Origin of the sequence: Stenotrophomonas sp. PA-6-5C, from assembly GCF_021605635.1 — a bacterium.
Taxonomy (GTDB): Bacteria; Pseudomonadota; Gammaproteobacteria; order Xanthomonadales; family Xanthomonadaceae; genus Stenotrophomonas; species Stenotrophomonas lactitubi.
Window position 1 is genome coordinate 26,710 of record NZ_WKEE01000031.1, and the last position, 21,590, is coordinate 48,299.

Genomic DNA, 21,590 nt, shown 5'->3' on the forward strand with positions numbered 1-21,590 from the left:
TCTTTTCCCACAACGAGCGGACACCATGGCAACCAATGAACCTCTGCAGCTGAACCTCGGCTCCTTGCGCAGCGCGATGTCGCTGACGCTGCACACCCACCACGCCTCGCGCATCTGGCACGGCCGCGCTGCCGCCGAGGGGCGACCTGGCATTGTCGGCCTGAACGGCTACATCGCCCAGATGAACAAGATGCGGCGCGGCTCGGAGCAGGACGACCCGTACAGCGACTTCTGGATGCTGCGCATCGAGGACAAGCTCGACCAGACCAAGGCTACGCTGCAATCGCTGCGCGAACAGGTGGACCAGGCCCTGGCGAGCGTGCCGCCGGCACTGACCCTGGGCGAGAACCTCAACGTACAACCCGTCAAGCTGCCGCTGTTCGTCAATGCGCAGCTCGGCTTTGCCGCCGTGTATCTGCTCGCCGACTACGACGACATCGCCCGCAAGTTGATCCTCGCGCACCACACTGCGCTGATCGATCGCTCGACGCTCGAACGCTGGCTCAACGAAGGCGCGCATGCGCTGCGCAGTCTTTTCAGCCTGGCCCAGCAGTACCGCTATTCGGGTTGCACACGCGACGACTTCGCTGCAAAGAATGCCGCAGCCCGGGGGGCATTGGAGAAATTCGGCGAACTGCCGCAGGACGTGCTCGAAGGCACGCGCCGCTCGAAGTTCGCGCCGCCCATCGCGCGCCGTGGCTTGCAGCAGCGCGGTGACGGTCCTGCCGCCACCGCATCCCCCAGCGACGAGGCCGCCGCAACCGAGGACCCCGAAGTGACGGCCGACGAGGACGAGCAGGCATGAGCGACCCGAACCGCGACACCCGCTACATCCGCGCCCTGCAACACCCAGCCTTCATGAGGCTGGAACACGCAGGCTCTCTAAAAGGCCTTTTAAAGCCTTTTAAAGGTAAAGGGGACTTGGAGGCATGGGCCAGCCAGTGTTTCGCCATGCGCGACAACTTGATTGGCTTGGCGCAGCGACAAGTGCTGCCACAGGCGATCGGGCATCCCTTCCACCTGCTGCCCATCGAGCTGGCCCAGCAGACCACTGGCGCAGGCACGACCTTTCTGCGCTGGCGCAAGCATGACCGCTCGGCCATGGGCGTGGCCCTGTGGCAGGAGCTGATGGCGAGTACCAGCACGCCGGTCAACCTACTCGCCGACCTGCACGCGATCGAGCTTCAGCGCATCACGCTGAACATGCAGGTCAGCCTGTTGCACACCTTGGGCAGGCAGGCCCAGGAGTGCGCCAGCAAAGCCGCCGCGGCGGAAGACGCCTACCTGCGCCGGCTCAAGTCCACCCCACCCGCGCTGCGTGATCCGTGATCGCGCCGGGCAACCCAGCACGCGCCCGTCACCGACCAGGTGCGGGTATTTCAACCACCAAGGAGATTGCAACATGAGCACGCATTTTTCTGGCGAGGGCAACATCGGCTCGCCCCCCGAGTACCGGGAGTTCCCCAACGGCAACGAGGAGCCGCGGCGCTTGCTGCGGCTGAACGTGTATTTCGACAACCCCGTCCCCACCAAGGGCGGCGACTTCGAGGATCGCGGCGGCTTCTGGGCGCCGGTGGAAATCTGGCACCGCGACGCCGCGCACTGGAAGGACCTGTACCAGAAAGGCATGCGCGTGCTGGTCGTCGGCCGCATGGAGCGCGAACCCTGGACGGACAACGAGGATCAGCTGCGCGAGACCTGGCAGATCAACGCGCGCAGCGTCGGCATCCTGCCGTTCCGCATCGAGTCCGTGACCCTCAGCCCGAGGCAGCAGGAGACCGCGCAGGACACGCAGACGAAGCCCCAGGCCGCCCAGGAACCGACCGCGCCGAAGGAGCCGAAGCGCAGGAAGTGATGCAGCATGGGGCGGCGGCAGTCGTCCGTCGCCCCACGCCCTCGCAAGCTATCCCCAGGGGATAGCTCCATCAACGTCCACCGGCTTCCACGCGCTCCCGAAAACCGCGGCTCCCGAACCGCACACACTCGATCACACGCCACTCCCGTCCTCGCCATTCCATCCCGTGAAAGTGGTCGCCACCGCATGCGGCTTGTTTGCTGCTGCCCCTGGTGGTGCTCGGCATCCTCGATTCCAGCAACTCAATGAACCACGGAATTCGGATGGACGGACATGCGGCTGTTTTTGTGCGAGAAGCCCTCCCAGGGCAAAGACATTGGCCGGATTCTCGGCGCGACGCAGCGCGGTGAAGGCTGTCTCAGCGGCTCCGGCGTCACCGTTACCTGGTGCATCGGCCATCTCGTAGAAGCGGCAGCTCCCGAGGTCTATGACGCGGCGCTCAAACGCTGGTCGCTTGAGCAGTTGCCCATCATTCCCCAGCGGTGGCGGGTCGATGTCAAACCGAAGACCGCCACGCAATTCAAGGTCGTCAAGGCGCTTCTGGCGAAGGCGACCCATCTGGTCATCGCCACCGATGCCGACCGTGAGGGCGAGCTGATCGCCCGCGAGATCATCGACCTGTGCGGCTACCGCGGCCCCATCGAGCGGCTATGGCTGTCGGCGCTCAACGATGCGTCGATCCGCACCGCGCTCGGCAAGTTGCGGCCCTCATCCGACACGCTGCCGATGTACTACTCGGCGCTTGCGCGCTCACGCGCCGACTGGCTGGTGGGCATGAACCTCAGCCGGTTGTTCACGGTGCTCGGGCGTCAGGCCGGCTACGACGGCGTGCTGTCCGTCGGTCGCGTCCAGACGCCGACCTTGAAGCTCGTCGTGGACCGCGACCGCGAGATCGCGGCCTTCAAGTCGGTGCCGTTCTGGGCCATCGACGTGTCCCTGTCCGCGGGCGGTCAGGCTTTCAGCACGCAGTGGGTTCCGCCAGATGGCTGCACCGACGATGCCGGCCGCTGCCTGCAGCAGCCTATCGCCCAGCAGGCCGCGCAGCAGATCCGCGCTGCGAGCAGCGCCCAGGTGGTGTCGGTCGAGACCGAGCGCGTGCGCGAAGGGCCACCGCTGCTGTTCGACTTGGGAACGCTTCAGGAGGTTTGTTCCAAGCAGCTTGGGCTGGATGTTCAAGAGACCCTCGAAATCGCGCAGGCCTTGTACGAGACACACAAGGCCACGACGTACCCGCGTTCGGATTCCGGCTACCTGCCCGAAAGCATGTTCGCGGAAGTGCCGACTGTCCTGGACAGCCTGCTCAAGACCGATCCCTCGCTGCGCCCGATCATGGGCCAACTCGACCACTCGCAGCGCTCGCGCGCCTGGAACGACGGCAAGGTCACGGCCCACCACGGCATCATCCCGACGCTCGAACCCGCGAACCTCTCTGCGATGAGCGAGAAGGAGCTGGCCGTGTACCGGCTCATCCGGGCGCACTACCTGGCGCAGTTCCTCCCTCATCACGAGTTCGACCGCACGATCGCCGAGCTGTCCTGCGGCCAGCAGAAGCTGGTGGCCACCGGAAAGCAGGTGGCCGCCCAGGGTTGGCGCCTGGTGCTGGCCGAGCCGCAAGCGGACGAGGACGGGGAAACCACCGCGCGCAGCCAGGTACTCCCCGCGCTGCGCCAGGGCATGGCGTGCCAGGTGGCCGAGGCCGAGATCAAGGCGCTCAAGACGATGCCGCCCAAGCCGTACACGCAGGGCGAACTGGTCAAGTCCATGAAGGGGGTCGCCAAGCTGGTGACGGACCCGCGCCTGAAGCAGAAGCTCAAGGATACGGTCGGCATCGGCACCGAGGCGACACGGGCCAACATCATCAGTGGGTTGATCGCCCGCGGCTACATCGTGAAGAAGGGGCGCTCCATTCGCGCATCGGATGCGGCGTTCACCTTGATCGATGCCGTACCCGCGGCGATTGCCGACCCCGGAACCACCGCCGTGTGGGAACAGGCGCTCGACATGATCGAGGCCGGACAACTCACCCTGGACGTGTTCATCGGCAAGCAGGCCGCATGGATTTCGCAACTGATCGCGCAGTACGGCAGCACCTCGCTGTCCATCAAGGTTCCCCAGGGGCCTGCTTGCCCGCAGTGCGGCGCACCCACGCGCCAGCGCACCGGCAAGACCGGCCCCTTCTGGTCGTGCAGTCGCTACCCCGACTGCAAAGGCACGCTGCCGGTCGAAACCGGCGCGTCCAAGCGCGGTGCCTCGCGCCCGCGCAATAGCGGCCGCAAAGGCTCTTGACCGACCCCGTTCCCCGAGAGCCGTGCCCGCCATCGGCGGCGTGGCCCATGTCCCGCACGCCCTGCGGGACGCCCAGCGCGCAACGCCTTCTCTTGTCCGTGTGCGCGTCCCGCTCGGCCGCCCCCGGCCGCGGGGCCTGAAGGTAGCTTCTCCGCGAACCGTGTCCGGGGTTTCCGGCGCGTTCTGCTGATCTGCATTTTTCCGCTTCTGCGAAGGGTCCCCCGATGGCTTGCCCGCCTGCGAGCCACCCGGAGACCCTTCGTGGTCAGCGGTATTCGATGCCGTGCCCAACGGCGAAAAACTGGGCTCCTTTTGTGCGCGGATGTGCGCCAGAAGATGCCGGCGCCAACCACGACATGCGCCGGGTGCGATTGCTTGATGAGCAGCCGGTTCTAGCGACGACCAGGCCTGCCAATCAGCCCACGGGTGGTTCCGTCCTCCCGAGCCGGAGGCCGCAAGGCCTTCGGCGCCTTTCTCCTGCCGATCAACGTCCCGGCCCGGCCACACGGTCCTGGGCCACACGAACAGGAGACCCGACATGAACCCGCAACCTCGCACCCCACGCGGTGCGCCCCAGGCCGCGCCACTGCTGTACGGCAGCGTGTGCAGCGGCATCGAGGCCGTGAGCCTCGCCTGGCAACCCCTCGGCCTCGAAGCCGCGTGGTTCGCCGAGATCGAGCCGTTCCCGAGCGCCGTGCTCGCCCACCGTTACCCCCGCGTGCCCAACCTGGGCGACATGACCGCGATCGCCCGCCAGGTGCGCGTCGGCACCGTGCCGGCACCCGACATCCTGGTCGGCGGCACGCCGTGCCAGTCGTTCAGCGTTGCAGGTAGCCGTCGCGGGCTGGATGACCCGCGCGGAGCCCTTTCCCTTGCCTATGTGGAGCTTGCCAATGCCATCGACCAAACCCGCCAACAAGACCGCCGCCCGGCGGCCACGCTCGTCTGGGAAAACGTCCCCGGCGTCCTCAATGACCGCAGCAATGCCTTCGGGCATTTCCTGGGGGCACTGGCCGGAGAAAGCCGTGCGCTCCAACCGCCAGGGGAAAAATGGGCGCACGCTGGTTGTGTGTCTGGACCCCGCCGTCGCATCGCGTGGCGCGTGCTCGACGCTCAATATTTCGGTGTCGCCCAACGCCGCAAGCGCGTGTTTCTTGTGGCAAGTGGTGGAGATGACCTCGATCCCGCAGAAGTACTTTTTGAGCGCGCAGGCCTGCTCGGGGATTCTTGTGCGGGCCGCGCGCCGTGGCAAGAAGCTGCCCACGATGCTGGACCGGGTGCTGAAGCAGCAGGCGCATGCGCAGGACTTGCAGGATTCGCAGGACTGAAGCAGCCCTACGGCAAGGTCACGACGACGTTCGGATTCAGCGGCGGCATTGGCCCCGTCGATGTGGCGGCATGCCTGATGGCCGCTGGCCCCAAGCACGACATCCGCACCGAGACGTTCATGGTGCAGTCGGTCGCCGGCAGCATCGCCCACACCCTCGACACCGCCAACAACGGCAAGGGCAGCAGCGAGGACGGCACCGGCAAGGGCGTTCCGATCATCGCCTTCACCGCCCAGGGCAGCGGCGCGGATGCCACGCTCGACCTGACGCCGACGCTGCGCGCTGGCGGCCATCGCAACAGCCATGCGAACGCAGGGGTCGTGCCCGCCATCGCGTTCGCGCAGAACAACCGCGGTGAAGTGCGCTTCGAGTCCGGCCATGGACAGGTGGCTTGCACCGTGCTGTCCAACGGCAAGCCAGGCTACGGGGTGCCGATGGTGGCCTGCGTGTCTCTGCGCGGCCGCGAGCAGGGCCTTGCCGCCGAGCTTGGCGGCAGCGTAGCGGCCGCGCTGCGCACCAGCGGCGGCGGCGCGGACAAGCCCCATGTGCTGGCCCCCGACTTCGAGGCGCATTTCCGCTATGACTGGAACGACCCTGGCCCCGACGACTGGTCGCACTGGCGGGTGCGGCGGTTGATGCCCGTGGAGTGCGAGCGGCTGCAAGGCATGCCCGACGACTACACGCTGATCCCGTACCGCGGCAAGCCCGCCGCGGATGCTCCGCGCTACAAAGCAATCGGCAACTCCATGGCCGTCCCATGCATGGCATGGCTGGGCCAACGCCTCGTGCAGTGCCTGCACAAGACGGGCTCGACCGCTTCGGATTGATCGGCGACGCAGCCTGTGGGCCGCGCCATTCTCCCTCCTGCATTGCCGACGTATCGGCAGCAGCCCGCAGCCAGGGTGTCAAGGCTGCCGTGGATTTCATCCACGCCACCCGCCAGTTCGCCTAGGCATCTCACCGGCGAACGCTGCCCACCGGGGCATCGATGCCTCTTTTCTCCAACCCACGGGATGGTCGCCACGTCCCGTCAGGGGCATGTCGCCACCCGGTCGATCTCAGGACTTCTCATGGACAACATCACCAAGCAAGACCGCATCACGCTGAAGAACCTCAAGGTGGCCGACTTCGCCAGCGAGGAAACGCTGTGCTTCAGCGCCACCGTCGTGTTCGACGGCACTCCCATCGCCGAGGCCCGCAACGACGGCCACGGCGGCTCGACGTTCCTCCACGCGCTCAACGGCAAGGCGGGGCTACTGGCGCAGGCCGAAGCCTTCGCCAAGGGCCTGCCGTCTGCGCCGCTCGACCTCGGCCACGAGGGTGAAGACCCTCACTACATCGACATGACGCTCGACTTCCTGGTCGATGAACTGGCCGACGCCATGCACGCGGAACGCAAGGTGCGAGCCGCATTCAACCGCGACATCGGCAACAAGGTGCTGTTCATCAAGGAAGGCAAACTGTTGTTTATCAAGGGAATCAAGCTCAAGGCCATCGCCGACCGGAAGGCGTACTTCGCTTCGCTGCGCACCAGGCAGGCCCAGCCCATCGTCATCCTGGCCGAGCTTCCACCCGAGCAGGCATTCGATTTGTGGAAGCAGTATGTCCTAGGCGACAAGCCCGACTGACCCAGCGTCACCGCACCCTCCTGACCGCCCCGCACTCGATGCGGGGCTTCTTTCTTTCGGTCCCCATCAATCGGGGCTGGGCCGGATGCCATTTTCCAACTGACGCAGCGCGGTCCGCGCACGAAGCTGCCCGCATGTTCGCTGATTCGTCAGCACATGCCAGCAGCCAGGGTTTCAGGCTGCCGCGGGTCTCTCCCGCGTTACCCACCAGTCCGCATCGCATCAAGTCTGCGGACGCGCGTCCCCGTGACGTCGATGCCTTTTATCAACCGCGTGCGGGAGCTGCCATCCCGTGAGGGACGAGGCCCCGCTTTTCCAAGGAGCCTATCCATGTCCCAGCAAGCCTCTTTCGGCCAATTGGCCTCGACCTACTGCGGCAAGTTCCTGCCACTCGAAGTCCTGCAAAGCGCCGCCGGTCACTACATCGGCACGCGCGATACCGAAGGCCCCGTTTCGCGGGAATCCCGCGAGTACTTCCGCAGCTATGCCGCGGCCCAGCGTGCCCTCGAAAGAGGCGGCTGGTCCCAGCTCGCCATTCCCTGATCCAACTGGAGGAATCACGCCATGAACCAGCTACTGCCACGGGAAGTCGTCGATCAGATCATGCGGGAAGAGCAGCATTTCGCTGCCGCGCCCCAAGCCTTTTTCGAGGCATGGAAGCGCGGCGTCGAGATCGCTGGCCCCGAGTGGTTCGGCGACGGCACCCGTGAAGGTCTGAACCAGGCCAAGAGCAAGTGGGATCTGCGTCCCAACATGCTGCGGCTCAACGATGCCCTCGGCGTCCTGAGCAGCGGCGAACGCATGTTCCTGTCCGCCATGGTCAGCTTCTACAACGCGCGCGAGGGCGGTGCCATGCTCAAGCGCTGCCACTTCCACGGGCTGTCGGACTTCGACGGTCTCGATCTGCAACGCCGCAAGGTCATCGCCGACCTGCTGGTGAACTACAACGGCTGGTGAGCCGGTCTCCGGCACACCACCGCGTCTTCGTTCACTCCCCACGAGGGACATGCGCCCACGAGGCCATGTCCCTCAATTTATTTCCCGTCGTCCAGCGCGGTGCTGACAACGCCATGGTCTGCGCTGCCTGACGCTTTTTCCATTTTCAACCCACCGGGTCCAATTCCCGGTGGCGGGGATTGGCTCCATTATTCAATCTGGAGAGATCCCATGTCCCAGAATCCTAATCCCTTCCTTCGCGGCTACTGGAATCTGAAAATCGTCCGCACGCTGTGCATCAGCTACGACGATGGAAGCCCGCATGTCTGGCGAAACATCCACGCGAGCCAAGATCACCTCTCGGATGAGGAGCTGATTTCTTCGTCCTGCATCGTCACCAACGATTTCGCCGTGGTCTGCAATGTCCCCGAAGGCGTGAGCGCCGAGGTACTGGCCGAATGCGATGCCGGTGAAGGTGTCAGCGGCGAAGGTGTGATCGGCGCCGTGGTCTATGCCGTCCATGGCGACGACTTTGACGGTCGCCCGGTCCACATCGGTGACAGCTATTCGGCCGAGGCTGCGCGGGAAGTGGTGCAGCGCCTGACTTTCGAGACCGGCTACTACAGCCGGTGCTGGGAGATCAGCCGTGAGCACATCACGGTCGATACCTGGCACTACCTCGCCGACCTGGCGGACATCGCCACACCGGAGGCGATGCTGTTCATCGCCTTCCGTGTGCCGTACAGCCCGGCGATTGGCGTCAAGCTGATCTCCACGCCCTGGACGGACCAGAACCTGGAGCACGCCGAGGGCATCACTGCCGGGCAGCTTCGGCAGGAGCACCGGGAAAAGGGCATGCCAGACGACCTGGCGAACATCCTTGAACTGGCCGGTCAGGCCGATGTACGCATCCTCATCCTCGATGCCGACGCACCCGCGCTGCTGGGCCTGCCGCTGGCCGAGCCCTAGCAGCCGTGCGACGCGCCGGCCTTCTTCATTGTCCCCCCATGCCAGCCCGTCTCCCCCAGGAGCCGGGCTGGTCCATTTTCATAGGAGCAACCTCATGTTCCCCGACCTCATTTCGCGCGCACCCGACTTCGAGCACCAGCTCGGAGCCTGCGTCAACGCCATGAGCCAGGACAACGCCATCGGTCAGATCCTGGTATTCGAGCGCACGCACGGCACGCTGCACATGCGCCACATAGCCAGCGCCGACCTTGTGGACACCGACATTGACGACTACGAGATGGTCGTGTTCGACGGTGGCAACACCAGCGGCGACACGTGGAAGCACGTCTTCTTCCCGCGTCAGCGCGAGCACTACTTCGTGTACGAAGCCTGACCCAGCCAGCCCCTTTCGAGGGGCTTTTTCTTGCCCGCAGCTCAGGAAACCGGGTGCGGCGCAGTGCCATTTCATGCGGGCGGGTAGCCCGGCCCAGGGCCATCCTTGCCCCCATGTTCGTCGGCGTTGCCGACACATGCCCAGGCAGCCGAGACCTTCGAGGCTGCAAGCACGGGAAACCGTGCTGGTCGTTTCTTCCTACGGACGCACCGCGTCCATCCACCCACAAGGGACCTCTCCCTTGCGGGCGGGGAATCCCTTGTTCTTCCTCAAGGAGATTCCCATGGACCGTTCCCTCATCAAATCCATGATGCCTTCGCTTGTCGCAGGCCATGTGCCCCGCAACGTGCGGTCGTTCAAGTATCGCGTGTTCGATGATCAGCCGCAGTCCTCGACGCTGGGCTTCGCCATCGACCCCCAGCCCTTCGACGGCAAGGTGGTCGCGGCGAACGATGACGCCATCGTCGTCAAGCTCAAGCCCAGCGAGTTCGCGGTGCTCGATCCCCACCTGGTGACCACCGTTCCCAGCGAAGGCGCCAAGGTGCATGTCCAACCGTATGCCCGCCGCCGCTTCGACGGCCTGCGCGCGGACACCCCGGAAGTAATCACCGAGAAGACCGCGGACGGTGTTCCCTACACCATCACCAGGCACATCCTCGGCTCCGCGCCTGCCAAGCTGCCCATCCCCGAGCCGCAGTGCATGGAACTGGGACAGCTCATCCAGCAGTTGGAGGAAATGCCGGCTCCCGACGGGTTCCGGCGCATTACCCACATGCTGGTCGATGCGGGTGCCCGCGACTTCACCTGGGTCGATCCGAAGCCGTCCAAGATCATCGAGACACCCCCGGCGATCAGCTTCTCGGTTTCGACCTCGAAGTTCGAGGGCCAGGTGACGATCCTCTACGACCGCGGCGGCGACACCTACGCGGTGGAACTGCGCCGCGACGGCGAACTGGTCGATCGGCACGACGAGGTGTATTTCGACATGCTCGGTGAAGTGCTGGAGCGGCTTATCGACGACGGGCACTGGCGCCTGATCGGCGTGAGCGTCATCGACGCCAAGGCAACCAAGCGGCGCTACGGCTGAATCCACAGCCTACCGGCGACTTGCCCCCATAGGCCTTCCATCCATTCGGGTGGAGGGCCTTTTTTTTCAGGAGATCAACCATGTCACTGCGATTCAAAGGTTCCGACCTGCGCCCCGTGCTGGCCGAGGCCGTTGCCAACCAATGCCGCGTCGTCCTCGCCAAAGACCAGGGCGTGTACTTCCTCGCCGAGCAGGGAGAGCGCCGTCCCGATGGCCGCGTGAAGCTGCTGGCCTATGTCGTCGGCTGCAACCCGGATACCGACCCGTTTGACGACTGGTGGGAACTGGCGCGCGCCGAGCTGGGTGGCGACGACTTCGGCGAGTTCTTCGACCCGAAGGACCGCGTTTTAACCCGTATTCTGCAAAGCTCGGATGATCTGGAGCTGTCCGCCACCTCGACGTACCTGTCACTGGCGGCGGTGGAATCGGCATAGCTAAAAATCTCTGAATACCCCTCGAAGCCCCCAGTTTTGGGGCTTTCTTTTTGGCAGAGTTTGGCGACCCGGACAAAGGGAAACACCCGGATGCCGATTGATTGCTGCCGCGCGCGCGAGGCCTGGACATGCTGCCCACATGCCTGCTGACGTTGTCAGCGACATGCCAGGCAACCATCGGTCTTCGAGGTTGCCGCGCAGTTCCCACTGCGTGACCGAGCCAGCTCGCACCGCATCCATCCGCGAGCGGCCACCAGTCCTGGTGGCGGATGCTTTCGCCTTATCAACCCACCGCGGGGTTACGCACCTTTCCCCGCATCGTGGGGCCGGTGTGTCTCCGCTTCATCCCTATGGAGATTCACCATGAGCACCACGTCCAACGAGAAATCGTATTTCGACCTCCACACCTCGGGCATCGGCTACATCCAGCGTGCCCGCGAGGTTCCCGTCCGGGGCGGCCGCCGTGCGCAGCCCTTCCTGGCATGCACCATCGCCGCACTGGTCGGTTCCGCCAAGGACCCCAGCTACCGCTACTTCGACGTCAAGGTCTCGGGTGCCGAGGCCAAGAAACTGGTCGAGCGCTACATCGGCGTTGACGATCCCAAGCAGCGCCCGCTGGTGCGCTTCCGCCTCGGCGACCTCTGGGGCGATGCGTACATCCGCGACAAGGGTGAGCACAAGGGCCAGGCCGCTGCGTCTCTGAAGGCGCGACTGCTGAAGGCCGAGCCGCTTGACCGGGCCGAACTGGCTTCGATCAAGCAGCACGAGCTGATCACCCGCGGCATCGGCTACCTCAGTCGTCCGAAGGACGTCTCCCCCAAGGATGGCGATCCGTTCCTGTCGTGCTGCGTCGCGGCGCTGGCCGGACCTGTCGGTGAACCGGAATATCGGTACTTCGACACCATCGTCGCCACCCCTGAAGCCGAGCACCTGGTTCGCCGGTGCGTGCAGGCCATCGAAGGGGACCGCAAGGTGCTGATCGCCTTCCGTCTGAACGACATGAAGATCGATCCGTACATCCGCACCAAGGGCGAGCGCGCCGGGGAACCGGGAGCGAGCCTGGAATCGACGCTGGTCCACATCGGTCTCATCAAGATCGACGGCACCCAGGTCTATCCGACGAGCCAGGCGCAAGCCGAGGCACCGCAAGCCGAGGACGCACCCGCGCCCGAAGCCGGGGTTGCCGCCGACACCGCTTCCGACCAGCCTGTCGAGCCCGCCGAGCGCGAGCCCGCAGGTGAAGTCGAGGAGCAAGAGCCGGCATTGGCTGCTTCGTTCTGATCCGGCATGGCCCCTCACGGGGCCTTGCCTTTTTCCTATTCCCCAAGGAGAACCATCATGGCAGTCACATCGACGCCCGAGCAGTCGGGTTCGCCCATCACCGTCCCAGGCCAACTCACGCTGCGCACGATCCGTGGAAGAAACGGCCCTTTCAACGTCGGCCGACTTGTCACCCCCATCGGCAAGTTCGCGGTGAAGGATGCGGAGCTTGAGCAGTACCCCGAAGGCAAGTACGACGGGGAGTTCGTCATCCGCTACATCTTCCCGAAGTCCTATCCCGTCGGCGACGGCATGCGGTTCGAGATCCGTGCCAACCTGGACGGGATGACGCTCAACGGCATCGACAAACTGAGCCGTGACGAGGCACGCAGCTTCACCACCCAGGAAGTCGATCCGCTCGATGAAGAACTGGGCGCGCAGCCTGCGGCAACGCCGGCCAAGCCCGCCAAGGCATCCAGGCCCGCCAAGCCCGCACCCGTGCAGGCGTCTGCGGACCCGCTGATCGATACCACGCCGTTTGGTGTGGATGCCCCGCCGCCCGCTGCGGCTGCTGCCGCTGGCAGCACCGAAGATGGCGACGCCGCACTGTTCGCACTGCTCTGGCCGCTGGGAGAGTCCGTGAAACTGGATTCGACCATCGACCGCCGCACCTTGCGCGCGCAGATCGCCCGCCTGGGTGAATTGGGCTACGCGCTGGACTTCAAGACGCAGGAGTGGAGCCGCCAGGCCGAACTGCAACCTGCGTGATCGCAGACGCCGCATCCGCGGTGTTCTTCATCCACCCGCCGGGGTTCCTTCCCCATGCGGGGAGGCTCCGGCTTTCTTCTGGAGGTCTCCATCATGTCCACCATCGCTTGCGATGCACCTCATTCCACGCTGGACGAACCCGCGTGGCGCGCTGTCTGCAAGACGGCCGCCGAGCACGCCCAGCGTGGTTGCGGCCTGTCCTGGGATCACTGGGTCACGCTTTTCAGTTCGGAGATCGACGCGCAAGCCAGTCGGTTACCGGAAAGCCAGCGGGCTCAGGCCCTGGAAATCGCGACCCAGGAATGGGACTACGCAACACCTGCCGAACGGCAGGAAACGCAGGAGTGGAACGCTGCAAACGGCTACTGCTCCCATGGCATCGAACTGGGCTACTGCCCAGCCGGTTGCGGTTCCTAGTCCGCACCGGACTCCATCGCCGCACGCGCGGCATTCCATCACCCGCTGGGGGCTCTCTCCCACGGGGAGGCCTCCGGCTCGATTCTTCAGGAGGCCTTTCATGGGCTGGTATTTCTCCCCCCAATCGCGGTCTGAACTGATCGCGGAGCTGATCACACCGCAAGAGACCGAGCGCGCCAGCGTGAAGGTCATCGCCCACGCGCTGCGCGGCAACGTCCTGTGGTCCGTCGCGGAAGTGACGGCCAAGGCCGAAGGCGTGCATCGTCATCTCGCGCCGGGTCAATCCCTGCGCTACATCCGTTGCGATCTGCTCGAACGCAGCGGCAACCAGTGGGGCTACAAGCCACTGGACGAGTCCATGCACCCGTACTACTACACGTGCCCGCTGTCCTATCTGGACCTCGCACCAGAGCAGTCCGCCGACTGGCGTGCAGGCGTTCGCGCCTACCACGCGCGCCGGCGCACACCCACGGCACCTGCGGCACCCACCGCAGCGCTGATGGCCTGAGCCAGGAGGAACCGACATGGATTCGATCCTGGCTGCGCTCCCGCCCTCGCTGTTGAAGCTCGTTGAAGGGAGTTTGTCCAACGACGAAGTTTCTTCCGACGAGGAAATGCTGGAGTACTTCATCAGCAACGGCCTCACCGAGGAACAGGCGCGGCAGGCACTGACCTACCGCGACCAGTACCTCAACAACATCTACCTGGAGGGCTTCACGCCAATCACTTCGGTAGATGAGGCGCTGCACTTCAACCCGCACACCCGGCAGTTTGAGCCGGACTGAGCGGTTTTCTTCCACCCCTTGGGGCAGTACTTGCCCCAGCGGGCGGTGCTGTTCCCGTTGATCCGAGGACACCACCATGCCCGCAAAAACTTCTTCCACCACGCTGTATCGCATCGACGAATGCTCCGACGTGATGGCCGACGCTTGCGTCGGCGATGACCAGGGCAATCTGATCTTCCTGTCGATCTGGGCGCGCGACACCGCCGTCCAGCAGTTCCTCGCTCGTCTGACCCTCGGGCGCGACGAACAGGGCCTAGACCAGTTCCACGTCATCACCGACCAGGGCGGCAGCGTCCCGGTGTTCGTCAGCAACGTCGATCGCTTGGAAAAGCGCATGACCCGCGCCTACCGGCGAACGCTGTTCGGTTCGCTGTCCAACGTGTGGCTGTTCGACCGCCGCTGCGTCAAGCCCGACAAGGCCAACGCCAGCGCACTGGCATTGCTGCCCAAGGGCAGCGTCCACCGGCTTGACCGCCTGTGGATGCTGGTACGGGACACCTGCCCACTGCCGCTGCTCGACCACTGGCGCGAACCCGTGCTGGAGCTGTTACAGACCCGCGAGATGCTGGCCCGTCTTCCGTTCGCCCTCGGGCCGCTGGAAGGCCATCGGCTCGCCATCGACGTGCCGGCGCTGACCCTGGCGCTGGGCTCCCTGATCCGCAGTGACGTGCTCACGGCCTATCCGTATCCGGCCAAAATTTGGACGCCGGAAGCGGTAGCGGCTTGACCCACCCGCGAGAGCACGCCAAGGCGTGCTTTCGCACTTCATCCCCGCCAACCAGGAGACTTCCATGGCCCTCATGTTCCCGCGGCTCGCCCGCAATTTCGCCAAGAACGGGTATTACCCGACCGACGAACCCACGCTCGAAAGATCCCTCAACGCACTGATGCCCAGCGACGGGCCGATGTGCATCCTCGATCCCTGCGCCGGCGAAGGCGTGGCGATCGCCGAAGCCGCTCATGCCCTCGGGCGCGAGCAGGCCAAGGCGTTCGCCGTCGAGTTCGACGCGGAACGGGCACGCCATGCCCGCGGCCTGGTCGATCACTGCCTGCACGCGGACCTGATGGATACGATGATCTCCAAGCAGTCGTTCGGGCTGCTCTGGCTCAACCCGCCGTATGGCGATCTGTCCAAGGACGTCAACGGCAACATCGGCTATCAGGGCCAGGGCCGTGCCCGCTTCGAGAAGCTGTTCTACCAGCGCAGCCTGTCGCTGTTGCAGTACGGCGGCGTACTGGTCTTCATCGTCCCCGGCCACGTGCTCGATGCCGAACTGGTCGGCTGGCTGACGCGCCACTACACGGACCTGCGGATCTACCGAGCGGTGGAGACGCAGTTCAAGCAGGTGGTGATCTTCGGCCGCAGGGTGCGTCAGCGCGAGCTGGCACCCGATGGTCTCAAGGCCGTGCGCAATCTGCTGCTGCAGGTCGGGCTTGGCGAAGTCGAAGCCGAGGAGCTGCCGAGCGAATGGCCGTTCCTGCCGTACATCGTCCCCGCCAGTCCGGCCGAGCCGGAGCATTTCTTCCGCGTGACGATGGAGCCGGAGCAGTTCGCCGATGAAGTCGGCCGGCTGCAAGGCCTCTGGCCGTCGCAGGACACGCACCTGGGGGCCGCGCAGCAGTCGCTGCGTCCACCGGCGCGTGCCTTGTCCCACTGGCATCTCGCCCTGGCCCTGGCCGCGGGCGCGATCTCGGGGGTTGTGCGCTCCAAGACCGGGCGCGTGCTCGTCGTCAAAGGTGACACCCACAAGGACAAGACGCTCCAGCGGGAATTCACCGAACGCGAAGACGGCTCCATCGCCGAGACCCGCATCCTCACCGACAAGTTCGTACCCGTCATCCGCGCGTGGGACATGACGCCCGGCTCCGCTACACGGGGCGAGGTCCTGACCATCCGTTAATCCACCGGACGCGCTGCCGTCCTGCTGTACCACCTCGAAGGAGAAACACCCATGTTCTCAAGCCTGTTCAAGCGGCCCGCGCCGCAGAAGCAACCGTTGTTCGCACCAGGTACGTTGCAGTTGAGCGAGAAGGTGCATTGGCTGGCCCGCAAAGGCCTGATCGACCCCTTGGCTCTTGTCCAGCGCCATGTGCGCGGTGACTGGGGCGAGACCGATGAGGCCACCCGTCAAGCCAACGACGTCGCAATCCGTGGGGACGATCTGATGATCTCCCACTTCAGGATCACGCCCGAACTGGTGTTGATCGTCAAAACCAGCGAGGACCACCAGACCACGGTGATCCAGCTTCCCGAAGAACGGGACATGATCTGACAGCACCATCGTCGTCTTCATCCACCTGCCGGAGCCACTTCACTCCGCCAGGGGTGTCGTGGCTCAATGACTCATCAAGGAGGAGCCCATGGCATCACATCGCATTGAAACCTACTGCCACAGGCTGGCGTTTCCAATCGGTGCGCTCATCTTCAGCAGGGGCATCGATCGCCTGGTCCGCACGGGTCGGCTCGACCCAATCCCGTACTTCAGGCGCCACACCCGTGGCGACTGGGGCGACGTCAACATCCAGCAATGGCAGGCCAACAGCACTGCACTGCAATCCGGTGCATCGCTGGAATCCCGCTACGTGATCCATCCGGGGCTGGCCATCCGCATCGTCACCGATGCGGAGCGCAGCGCCACCGTCATCGTGCTGCCGTCCGAAGACTGAGCACGATTCACCAGCAGGCCGCCACGGCCGGCAACTTCGACCACCTCGGCCAAGCGCCGATTTCCTTCCCACCGCGGGGCATGCCATTGCCCCGCTGGGGGTGGTGCATGCCCCATTTTTCATTGGAGCATCACCATGTCCCTCGATCTCGAAACCACTGCCGCTGAAGCCGCGCCCGTACAGGGCGAACTGCTCGATGCGGAATCTTCCCCTCTGACCCTGAGCCTTCAGGATTTCGTCGGCGAGTTCGGCGACGAACTGCTCGACGCCCTCAATAGCGCGAATCCGCCGGTCTATAACGGCCAGCCGCAGGCGCACCGGCAACTCGTCGTCGCCAGCCTCAAGCGCAAGCTGTTCCCGGCCCAGGCCGAAGTCGTCCACGCCGCCGCCGAGCTGCTGATCGATCGTGGCGAACGCGCCGCGATCGTCAATGGCGAAATGGGCTGCGGCAAGACGACCGTCGGCATCGCCACGGCCGCTGTGCTCAACGCCGAAGGCTACCGCCGCACCCTGGTTCTTTCGCCGCCGCACCTTGTTTACAAGTGGCGGCGTGAGATCCAGGAGACGGTGGCAGGCGCCAAGGTGTGGGTGCTCAACGGGCCGGACACGCTCGTCAAGCTCATCAAGCTGCGCGAGCAGTTGAATGTCCAGCCCACGGGCCAGGAGTTCTTTGTCTTGGGCCGGGTCAGGATGCGGATGGGATTCCACTGGAAGCCCGTCTTCACCCAGCGGCGCACCCGTCACGGCAACGTGGCGGCGTGCCCGGACTGCGGCACGGTCATTACCGACCTCGACGGCGAGCCGGTCAACCCGATCGCACTCGAAGCCGAGGAATACCGCAGGAAGTGCAGCCATTGCGCCGCGCCCCTGTGGACGCTGATCCGCCCGCGCAGCCTGTCCGGCAGCGACCAGTCCTCGGCCGTGCTCAAGGCCCTGAAGCGCATCCCGACCATCGGGGAAGTTACCGCGCAGAAGCTGATGCAGAAGTTCGGCGACGGGTTCCTGGCGTCGATGCTGGGCGACAACATCCACGAGTTCATCAACTTGATGGATGCGAACGGCGAGCTGGTGTTTTCCGACCGTCAGGCCACGCGCATGGAGCGTGCGATGGCCAACATGGAGTTCGGCTTTGGCGAGGGCGGCTATCAGCCGTCCGAGTTCATCAAGCGCTACCTGCCGCAAGGCACGTTCGACCTGTGCATCGCGGACGAGGCACACGAGTACAAGAACGGTGGCAGCGCCCAAGGCCAGGCGATGGGCGTGCTGGCAGCGAAGGCTCGCAAGACCTTGCTGCTGACAGGCACGCTGATGGGCGGCTACGGGGACGACCTGTTCTACCTGCTGTTCCGAGCCCTGCCTGGGCGGATGATCGAAGACGGCTACCGCCCGACCACGAGCGGCAGCATGACCTCGGCGGCCATGGCGTTCATGAGGGACCACGGGGTCCTCAAGGACATCTACTCTGAAAGCACCGGCACGGCGCACAAGACGGCCAGGGGCACCAAGATATCGGTGCGCACGGTCAAGGCTCCCGGCTTCGGGCCGAAGGGGGTCTTGCGGTGCATCCTGCCGTTCACGATCTTCCTCAAGCTCAAGGACATCGGCGGCAACGTCCTGCCGCCGTATGACGAGGAGTTCCGCGAAGTCGCAATGGACACGGCGCAAGCCGCGGCCTACCGCGACCTGGCGGGTCGGCTGACCGCGGAGCTGAAACAGGCTCTGGCGCGACGCGATACGACGCTGCTGGGTGTGGTGCTCAACGTGCTGCTGGCCTGGCCGGACTGCTGCTTCCGGTCGGAGACCGTGGTGCATCCGCGCACGCGCAACACCTTGGCGTTCGTCCCGGCTCAGTTCAACGAGTTCGAGGTGACGCCGAAAGAGCGCGAGCTGATCGATATCTGCAAGGAAGAGAAGGCGCAGGGCCGCAAGGTTCTGGCCTACACGGTCTATACCGGCACGCGCGACACCACGTCGCGCTTGAAGGTATTGCTGGAGCAAGAAGGTTTTCGGGTGGCGGTGCTGCGCGCAAGCGTGGACGCCAGCCGCCGCGAGGACTGGATCGCCGAGCAACTGGACCGTGGCATCGACGTGCTCATCACCAACCCCGAGCTGGTCAAGACGGGCTTGGACCTGTTGGACTTCCCGACGATCGTTTTCATGCAGTCGGGCTACAACGTGTACTCGCTCCAGCAGGCGGCACGCCGCTCCTGGCGCATCGGACAGAAACAGCCGGTGCGCGTGATCTACCTCGGCTACGCCGGTTCCTCGCAGATGACCTGCCTGGAGCTGATGGCCAAGAAGATCATGGTCTCGCAGTCCACCTCGGGCGACGTGCCCGAATCGGGCCTGGATGTGCTCAACCAGGACGGTGATTCCGTCGAGGTCGCATTGGCCCGGCAACTGGTCGCCGCCTGATCCCCACGCCAACGCCGGCCTCGCGCCGCCGGCTTTCCGTTGTTCCCACCTTGCAGCCACGCCCACGGTCTCCGTGGACGTGGCTGCGCATTTTTCACCCCAAGGAGATTTCCATGAACGCTACTACCCAAGACACGCCCGAAACCGTCAATGCGCGCCTGACGCTGGACGTGACCTATCTGCTCAACGGCGAGGCCGCGCCGGAATTGCTGGCACGGCTGGAACGCATGTGCGAACTCGCCATCGGCGAGGGTCTGCTGACCGGCGAGACCGCCGCGGAAGTGGACACCTGGTCGATCGATGTATCCGAGGTGCCTTCGGCGGCTAACCGCGATGCGCTCGAAGCCGAGATCGCCGCCTTCATGCAGCAACGCATCGAGGACGGCAACCTCGGTGCCAAGGACATTCCCGTGCGGCTGGCGCGCTATGGCTTGATGGCTCCCGAAGCATTCGCCGACGAGATGCGCGAGCGCATGTGCATGGACGACGACGCCCCCACGGGCCAAGCCGTCATCCCCTCGGCCGAACCTGCCGACGGCAGCGAGACCGAGATGCAAGTCGCGGTCGTCTGCGTCGGTGCTTCCGGCAGCCCCGACGTGCCGGTCTTCAAGGTCAAGATCACCCAGAAGGAATACGACCTGGGCATTCACTACGACAAGGCCAGGGACCTGGCCGAAGAGGCCCGGTACGAAGGGCCGTTCATCTGCTTCGACGCCGCCGAATACGGCCCCATCCTGTCGGCCGCCCGCGAACTTGACCTCGTTCCGCAGGTCGTCGTGGTCGATATGACCGACGGCCAGATCCACTCTATCCGCTGCGACAGCGGCGAAATCAAGGTCATCTGCTACGACACCAGCGACACCGAAGAGTATTCGGCGGAGGTGGCGAACCAGCCGCTCGGTGAGAACGGGCAGTTCGTGCGCTGCTGGTCGCACACCCAACTGGCACAGGTCGATCCCGGCCTGAAGCTGGCGCGGGATTGATCGGGCGAAGCCCGATGCGTTTTCACTGGCCCCTTCGGGGGCCTTTTTCTTTGGAGCGAGGCTGCCGGGAAATCGGGCGCTGCCTGGTTCGCATTGTTTGCTGCCGCTCGTGGCCCGAGCGGCGATGGTGAGGGCTCGATGTTTCAGGACGACGCGCCATGTGCCCCTCTCCACCTTGGTTTCACCATCCCGAACGCCGCCTGCTGGCGGGTTTTCTCGGCCTGCTTTGGTCGGTGCTGGCTGGCGGCTGCGCGACGACGAGCGCGCCAGTCGCGCCCGACACCATCGAGGAAGTCTCGGCCGCGCCCGCACCCGAGGCGCCCGAGTACATCCCCGTCGTGCGCTACGGCCGCTACACCCTCGTGGAACTGGCACCGACAGCAGCGCAGCGCGACCTGCTGTTGCAGACCATCGACGTGTCGATGCCCGAGGATGCCCGTGCCACGGTCGGCGACGGGCTACGGCATGTGCTCAAGCGCAGCGGTTACGGCTTGTGCCAGACGGCGCACGCGGTGATCGAGCTGTACGCACTGCCGCTGCCGGCGGCGCACCTGCACCTCGGCCCCATGACCCTGCGCGATGCGCTGCTCACCCTGGCTGGTCCGGCCTGGGAACTGCACGCGGATGACCGCGCGCGGCAAATCTGCTTCGAGCAGCCCGGCGACAGCATGACCGCCGACAACGTACCCGCGCCGCCCACCACCGAGGCGGTGCAGACGTTCCCGCTGGCGCCCACGGCATCGGGAGGCCAGCCATGAACGGCCCGCAGCCCGCCCATCGTTCAACGGCCGCCGTGGTGGTGCAGAGCCTGATGTGGCTCTGGCTGATCGGCCTCAGTGTCCTCGTTGCCCTCGGCTACAAGGCGATGAACGACCAGGCCGACCAGGAGCGCCTCGATTCCCGCCTGCAACGCCTCGAAGCGCAGGCAACAGGCCTGGCCGAGACCGTCGAGGCCATCCAGCAGCGTCCGGCCGTCGCCACGGCGGCAGACCTCAAAGACACCCGCCAAATCCTGGAAGCACGCGCGGCCCAGGTCGAGAAATCGCTGAGCGCCTATGCCGCCGCCGACGACCTTCAGGCACTGCGCGCCGAAGTCGAGCAAATCAAGGCGCGGCAGACCGCTGCGCGCGCCGCTGCACCCGCCCAGCCGCGCACCAGGAACAAGCCCACCGCCAAGCCCGAACCGCCGCCGCTCCCGTTCCGCATCGTCGGTGCCGAACTGCGTGCCGGCGAGCGCAGCGTGTCCGTCGCGCCGAGCAATGGCGACTTCACGCCCGACCAGCTTCAGGTGCTGCTACCCGGCGATGCGGTCGGCCCGTGGCGCTTGCAGGCCGTCGAGGGCAACACCGCAGTGTTCCAGGCCGGCGACCAGACCCGCCGCGTGGCGATTCCCTGACCG

The 21,590-nt window shown here is 65.3% G+C and carries 25 protein-coding genes; all 25 read left to right on the forward strand.

Annotated features, from left to right (window positions below):
* Nucleotides 1–25 precede the first annotated feature (25 nt).
* The 25 genes from GIW57_RS14020 to GIW57_RS14140 all read left to right on the forward strand — a co-directional run bounded on the left by GIW57_RS14020 (nucleotide 26) and on the right by GIW57_RS14140 (nucleotide 21,587).
* A complete protein-coding gene (locus tag GIW57_RS14020; RefSeq protein ID WP_034030432.1) occupies nucleotides 26–805 on the forward strand; it encodes a PFL_4669 family integrating conjugative element protein in 780 nt (259 codons plus the stop codon).
* Nucleotides 802–1,329, forward strand: coding sequence for a DUF3158 family protein (locus GIW57_RS14025; protein ID WP_034030434.1), 528 nt, complete (start codon nucleotides 802–804; stop codon nucleotides 1,327–1,329). The genes GIW57_RS14020 and GIW57_RS14025 overlap by 4 nt, the downstream gene beginning before the upstream one ends.
* A gap of 73 nt (nucleotides 1,330–1,402) precedes the next feature.
* Nucleotides 1,403–1,855, forward strand: a complete 453-nt coding sequence (locus tag GIW57_RS14030; RefSeq protein ID WP_034030436.1) for a single-stranded DNA-binding protein — start codon at nucleotides 1,403–1,405, stop codon at nucleotides 1,853–1,855.
* Between the two features lie 273 nt (nucleotides 1,856–2,128).
* Complete coding sequence (locus GIW57_RS14035) at nucleotides 2,129–4,141, forward strand: DNA topoisomerase III (RefSeq protein WP_034030437.1); 2,013 nt, start codon at nucleotides 2,129–2,131, stop codon at nucleotides 4,139–4,141.
* Nucleotides 4,142–4,679: 538 nt separating this feature from the next.
* Nucleotides 4,680–6,296, forward strand: a complete 1,617-nt coding sequence (locus tag GIW57_RS14040; RefSeq protein ID WP_034030438.1) for a DNA cytosine methyltransferase — start codon at nucleotides 4,680–4,682, stop codon at nucleotides 6,294–6,296.
* A 243-nt stretch (nucleotides 6,297–6,539) separates the two neighbouring features.
* On the forward strand, nucleotides 6,540–7,097 hold the full coding sequence (locus tag GIW57_RS14045; RefSeq protein ID WP_034030439.1) for a hypothetical protein: 558 nt from the start codon (nucleotides 6,540–6,542) through the stop codon (nucleotides 7,095–7,097).
* A 330-nt stretch (nucleotides 7,098–7,427) separates the two neighbouring features.
* Complete coding sequence (locus GIW57_RS14050; protein ID WP_033465114.1) at nucleotides 7,428–7,640, forward strand: hypothetical protein; 213 nt, start codon at nucleotides 7,428–7,430, stop codon at nucleotides 7,638–7,640.
* 21 nt (nucleotides 7,641–7,661) lie between these two features.
* Nucleotides 7,662–8,054 carry a hypothetical protein gene (locus GIW57_RS14055; protein WP_003821065.1) on the forward strand — a complete coding sequence of 131 codons (393 nt, stop codon included), beginning with the start codon at nucleotides 7,662–7,664 and terminating at the stop codon, nucleotides 8,052–8,054.
* Nucleotides 8,055–8,264: 210 nt separating this feature from the next.
* Nucleotides 8,265–9,002, forward strand: a complete 738-nt coding sequence (locus tag GIW57_RS14060) for a hypothetical protein (RefSeq protein ID WP_034030441.1) — start codon at nucleotides 8,265–8,267, stop codon at nucleotides 9,000–9,002.
* A gap of 94 nt (nucleotides 9,003–9,096) precedes the next feature.
* Nucleotides 9,097–9,375: a hypothetical protein gene (locus GIW57_RS14065; protein WP_034030443.1), complete on the forward strand. Its 279-nt coding sequence runs from the start codon at nucleotides 9,097–9,099 to the stop codon at nucleotides 9,373–9,375.
* 283 nt (nucleotides 9,376–9,658) lie between these two features.
* Entirely contained in the window at nucleotides 9,659–10,462 is an 804-nt protein-coding gene (locus tag GIW57_RS14070; RefSeq protein ID WP_034030446.1) for a GTPase, read from the forward strand.
* Nucleotides 10,463–10,542: 80 nt separating this feature from the next.
* A complete protein-coding gene (locus GIW57_RS14075; protein WP_034030448.1) occupies nucleotides 10,543–10,896 on the forward strand; it encodes a DUF3085 domain-containing protein in 354 nt (117 codons plus the stop codon).
* A 363-nt stretch (nucleotides 10,897–11,259) separates the two neighbouring features.
* Nucleotides 11,260–12,177 (forward strand): DUF3577 domain-containing protein, encoded by a 918-nt coding sequence (locus GIW57_RS14080; protein WP_034030450.1) that lies wholly within the window; start codon nucleotides 11,260–11,262, stop codon nucleotides 12,175–12,177.
* Nucleotides 12,178–12,234: 57 nt separating this feature from the next.
* On the forward strand, nucleotides 12,235–12,924 hold the full coding sequence (locus GIW57_RS14085; protein WP_034030451.1) for a DUF3275 family protein: 690 nt from the start codon (nucleotides 12,235–12,237) through the stop codon (nucleotides 12,922–12,924).
* 93 nt (nucleotides 12,925–13,017) lie between these two features.
* Nucleotides 13,018–13,341, forward strand: a complete 324-nt coding sequence (locus GIW57_RS14090) for a hypothetical protein (RefSeq protein WP_010894230.1) — start codon at nucleotides 13,018–13,020, stop codon at nucleotides 13,339–13,341.
* A gap of 100 nt (nucleotides 13,342–13,441) precedes the next feature.
* Nucleotides 13,442–13,849 (forward strand): hypothetical protein, encoded by a 408-nt coding sequence (locus tag GIW57_RS14095; RefSeq protein WP_034030453.1) that lies wholly within the window; start codon nucleotides 13,442–13,444, stop codon nucleotides 13,847–13,849.
* A gap of 16 nt (nucleotides 13,850–13,865) precedes the next feature.
* Entirely contained in the window at nucleotides 13,866–14,126 is a 261-nt protein-coding gene (locus GIW57_RS14100) for a hypothetical protein (RefSeq protein ID WP_023095510.1), read from the forward strand.
* Nucleotides 14,127–14,202: 76 nt separating this feature from the next.
* Nucleotides 14,203–14,853 carry a hypothetical protein gene (locus tag GIW57_RS14105; protein ID WP_034030455.1) on the forward strand — a complete coding sequence of 217 codons (651 nt, stop codon included), beginning with the start codon at nucleotides 14,203–14,205 and terminating at the stop codon, nucleotides 14,851–14,853.
* A 40-nt stretch (nucleotides 14,854–14,893) separates the two neighbouring features.
* Nucleotides 14,894–16,027 carry a DUF6094 domain-containing protein gene (locus GIW57_RS14110; protein ID WP_329605765.1) on the forward strand — a complete coding sequence of 378 codons (1,134 nt, stop codon included), beginning with the start codon at nucleotides 14,894–14,896 and terminating at the stop codon, nucleotides 16,025–16,027.
* A gap of 51 nt (nucleotides 16,028–16,078) precedes the next feature.
* Entirely contained in the window at nucleotides 16,079–16,399 is a 321-nt protein-coding gene (locus tag GIW57_RS14115; RefSeq protein ID WP_034030459.1) for a hypothetical protein, read from the forward strand.
* A gap of 88 nt (nucleotides 16,400–16,487) precedes the next feature.
* On the forward strand, nucleotides 16,488–16,793 hold the full coding sequence (locus GIW57_RS14120) for a hypothetical protein (protein ID WP_034030463.1): 306 nt from the start codon (nucleotides 16,488–16,490) through the stop codon (nucleotides 16,791–16,793).
* Between the two features lie 135 nt (nucleotides 16,794–16,928).
* A complete protein-coding gene (locus GIW57_RS14125) occupies nucleotides 16,929–19,208 on the forward strand; it encodes a helicase-related protein (protein ID WP_236511589.1) in 2,280 nt (759 codons plus the stop codon).
* Nucleotides 19,209–19,321: 113 nt separating this feature from the next.
* On the forward strand, nucleotides 19,322–20,191 hold the full coding sequence (locus tag GIW57_RS14130) for a hypothetical protein (protein ID WP_236511591.1): 870 nt from the start codon (nucleotides 19,322–19,324) through the stop codon (nucleotides 20,189–20,191).
* Between the two features lie 158 nt (nucleotides 20,192–20,349).
* Nucleotides 20,350–20,949, forward strand: coding sequence for a PilL N-terminal domain-containing protein (locus GIW57_RS14135; protein WP_236511593.1), 600 nt, complete (start codon nucleotides 20,350–20,352; stop codon nucleotides 20,947–20,949).
* Complete coding sequence (locus GIW57_RS14140) at nucleotides 20,946–21,587, forward strand: hypothetical protein (RefSeq protein ID WP_236511595.1); 642 nt, start codon at nucleotides 20,946–20,948, stop codon at nucleotides 21,585–21,587. The genes GIW57_RS14135 and GIW57_RS14140 overlap by 4 nt, the downstream gene beginning before the upstream one ends.
* The last annotated feature ends 3 nt before the right edge of the window (nucleotides 21,588–21,590 follow it).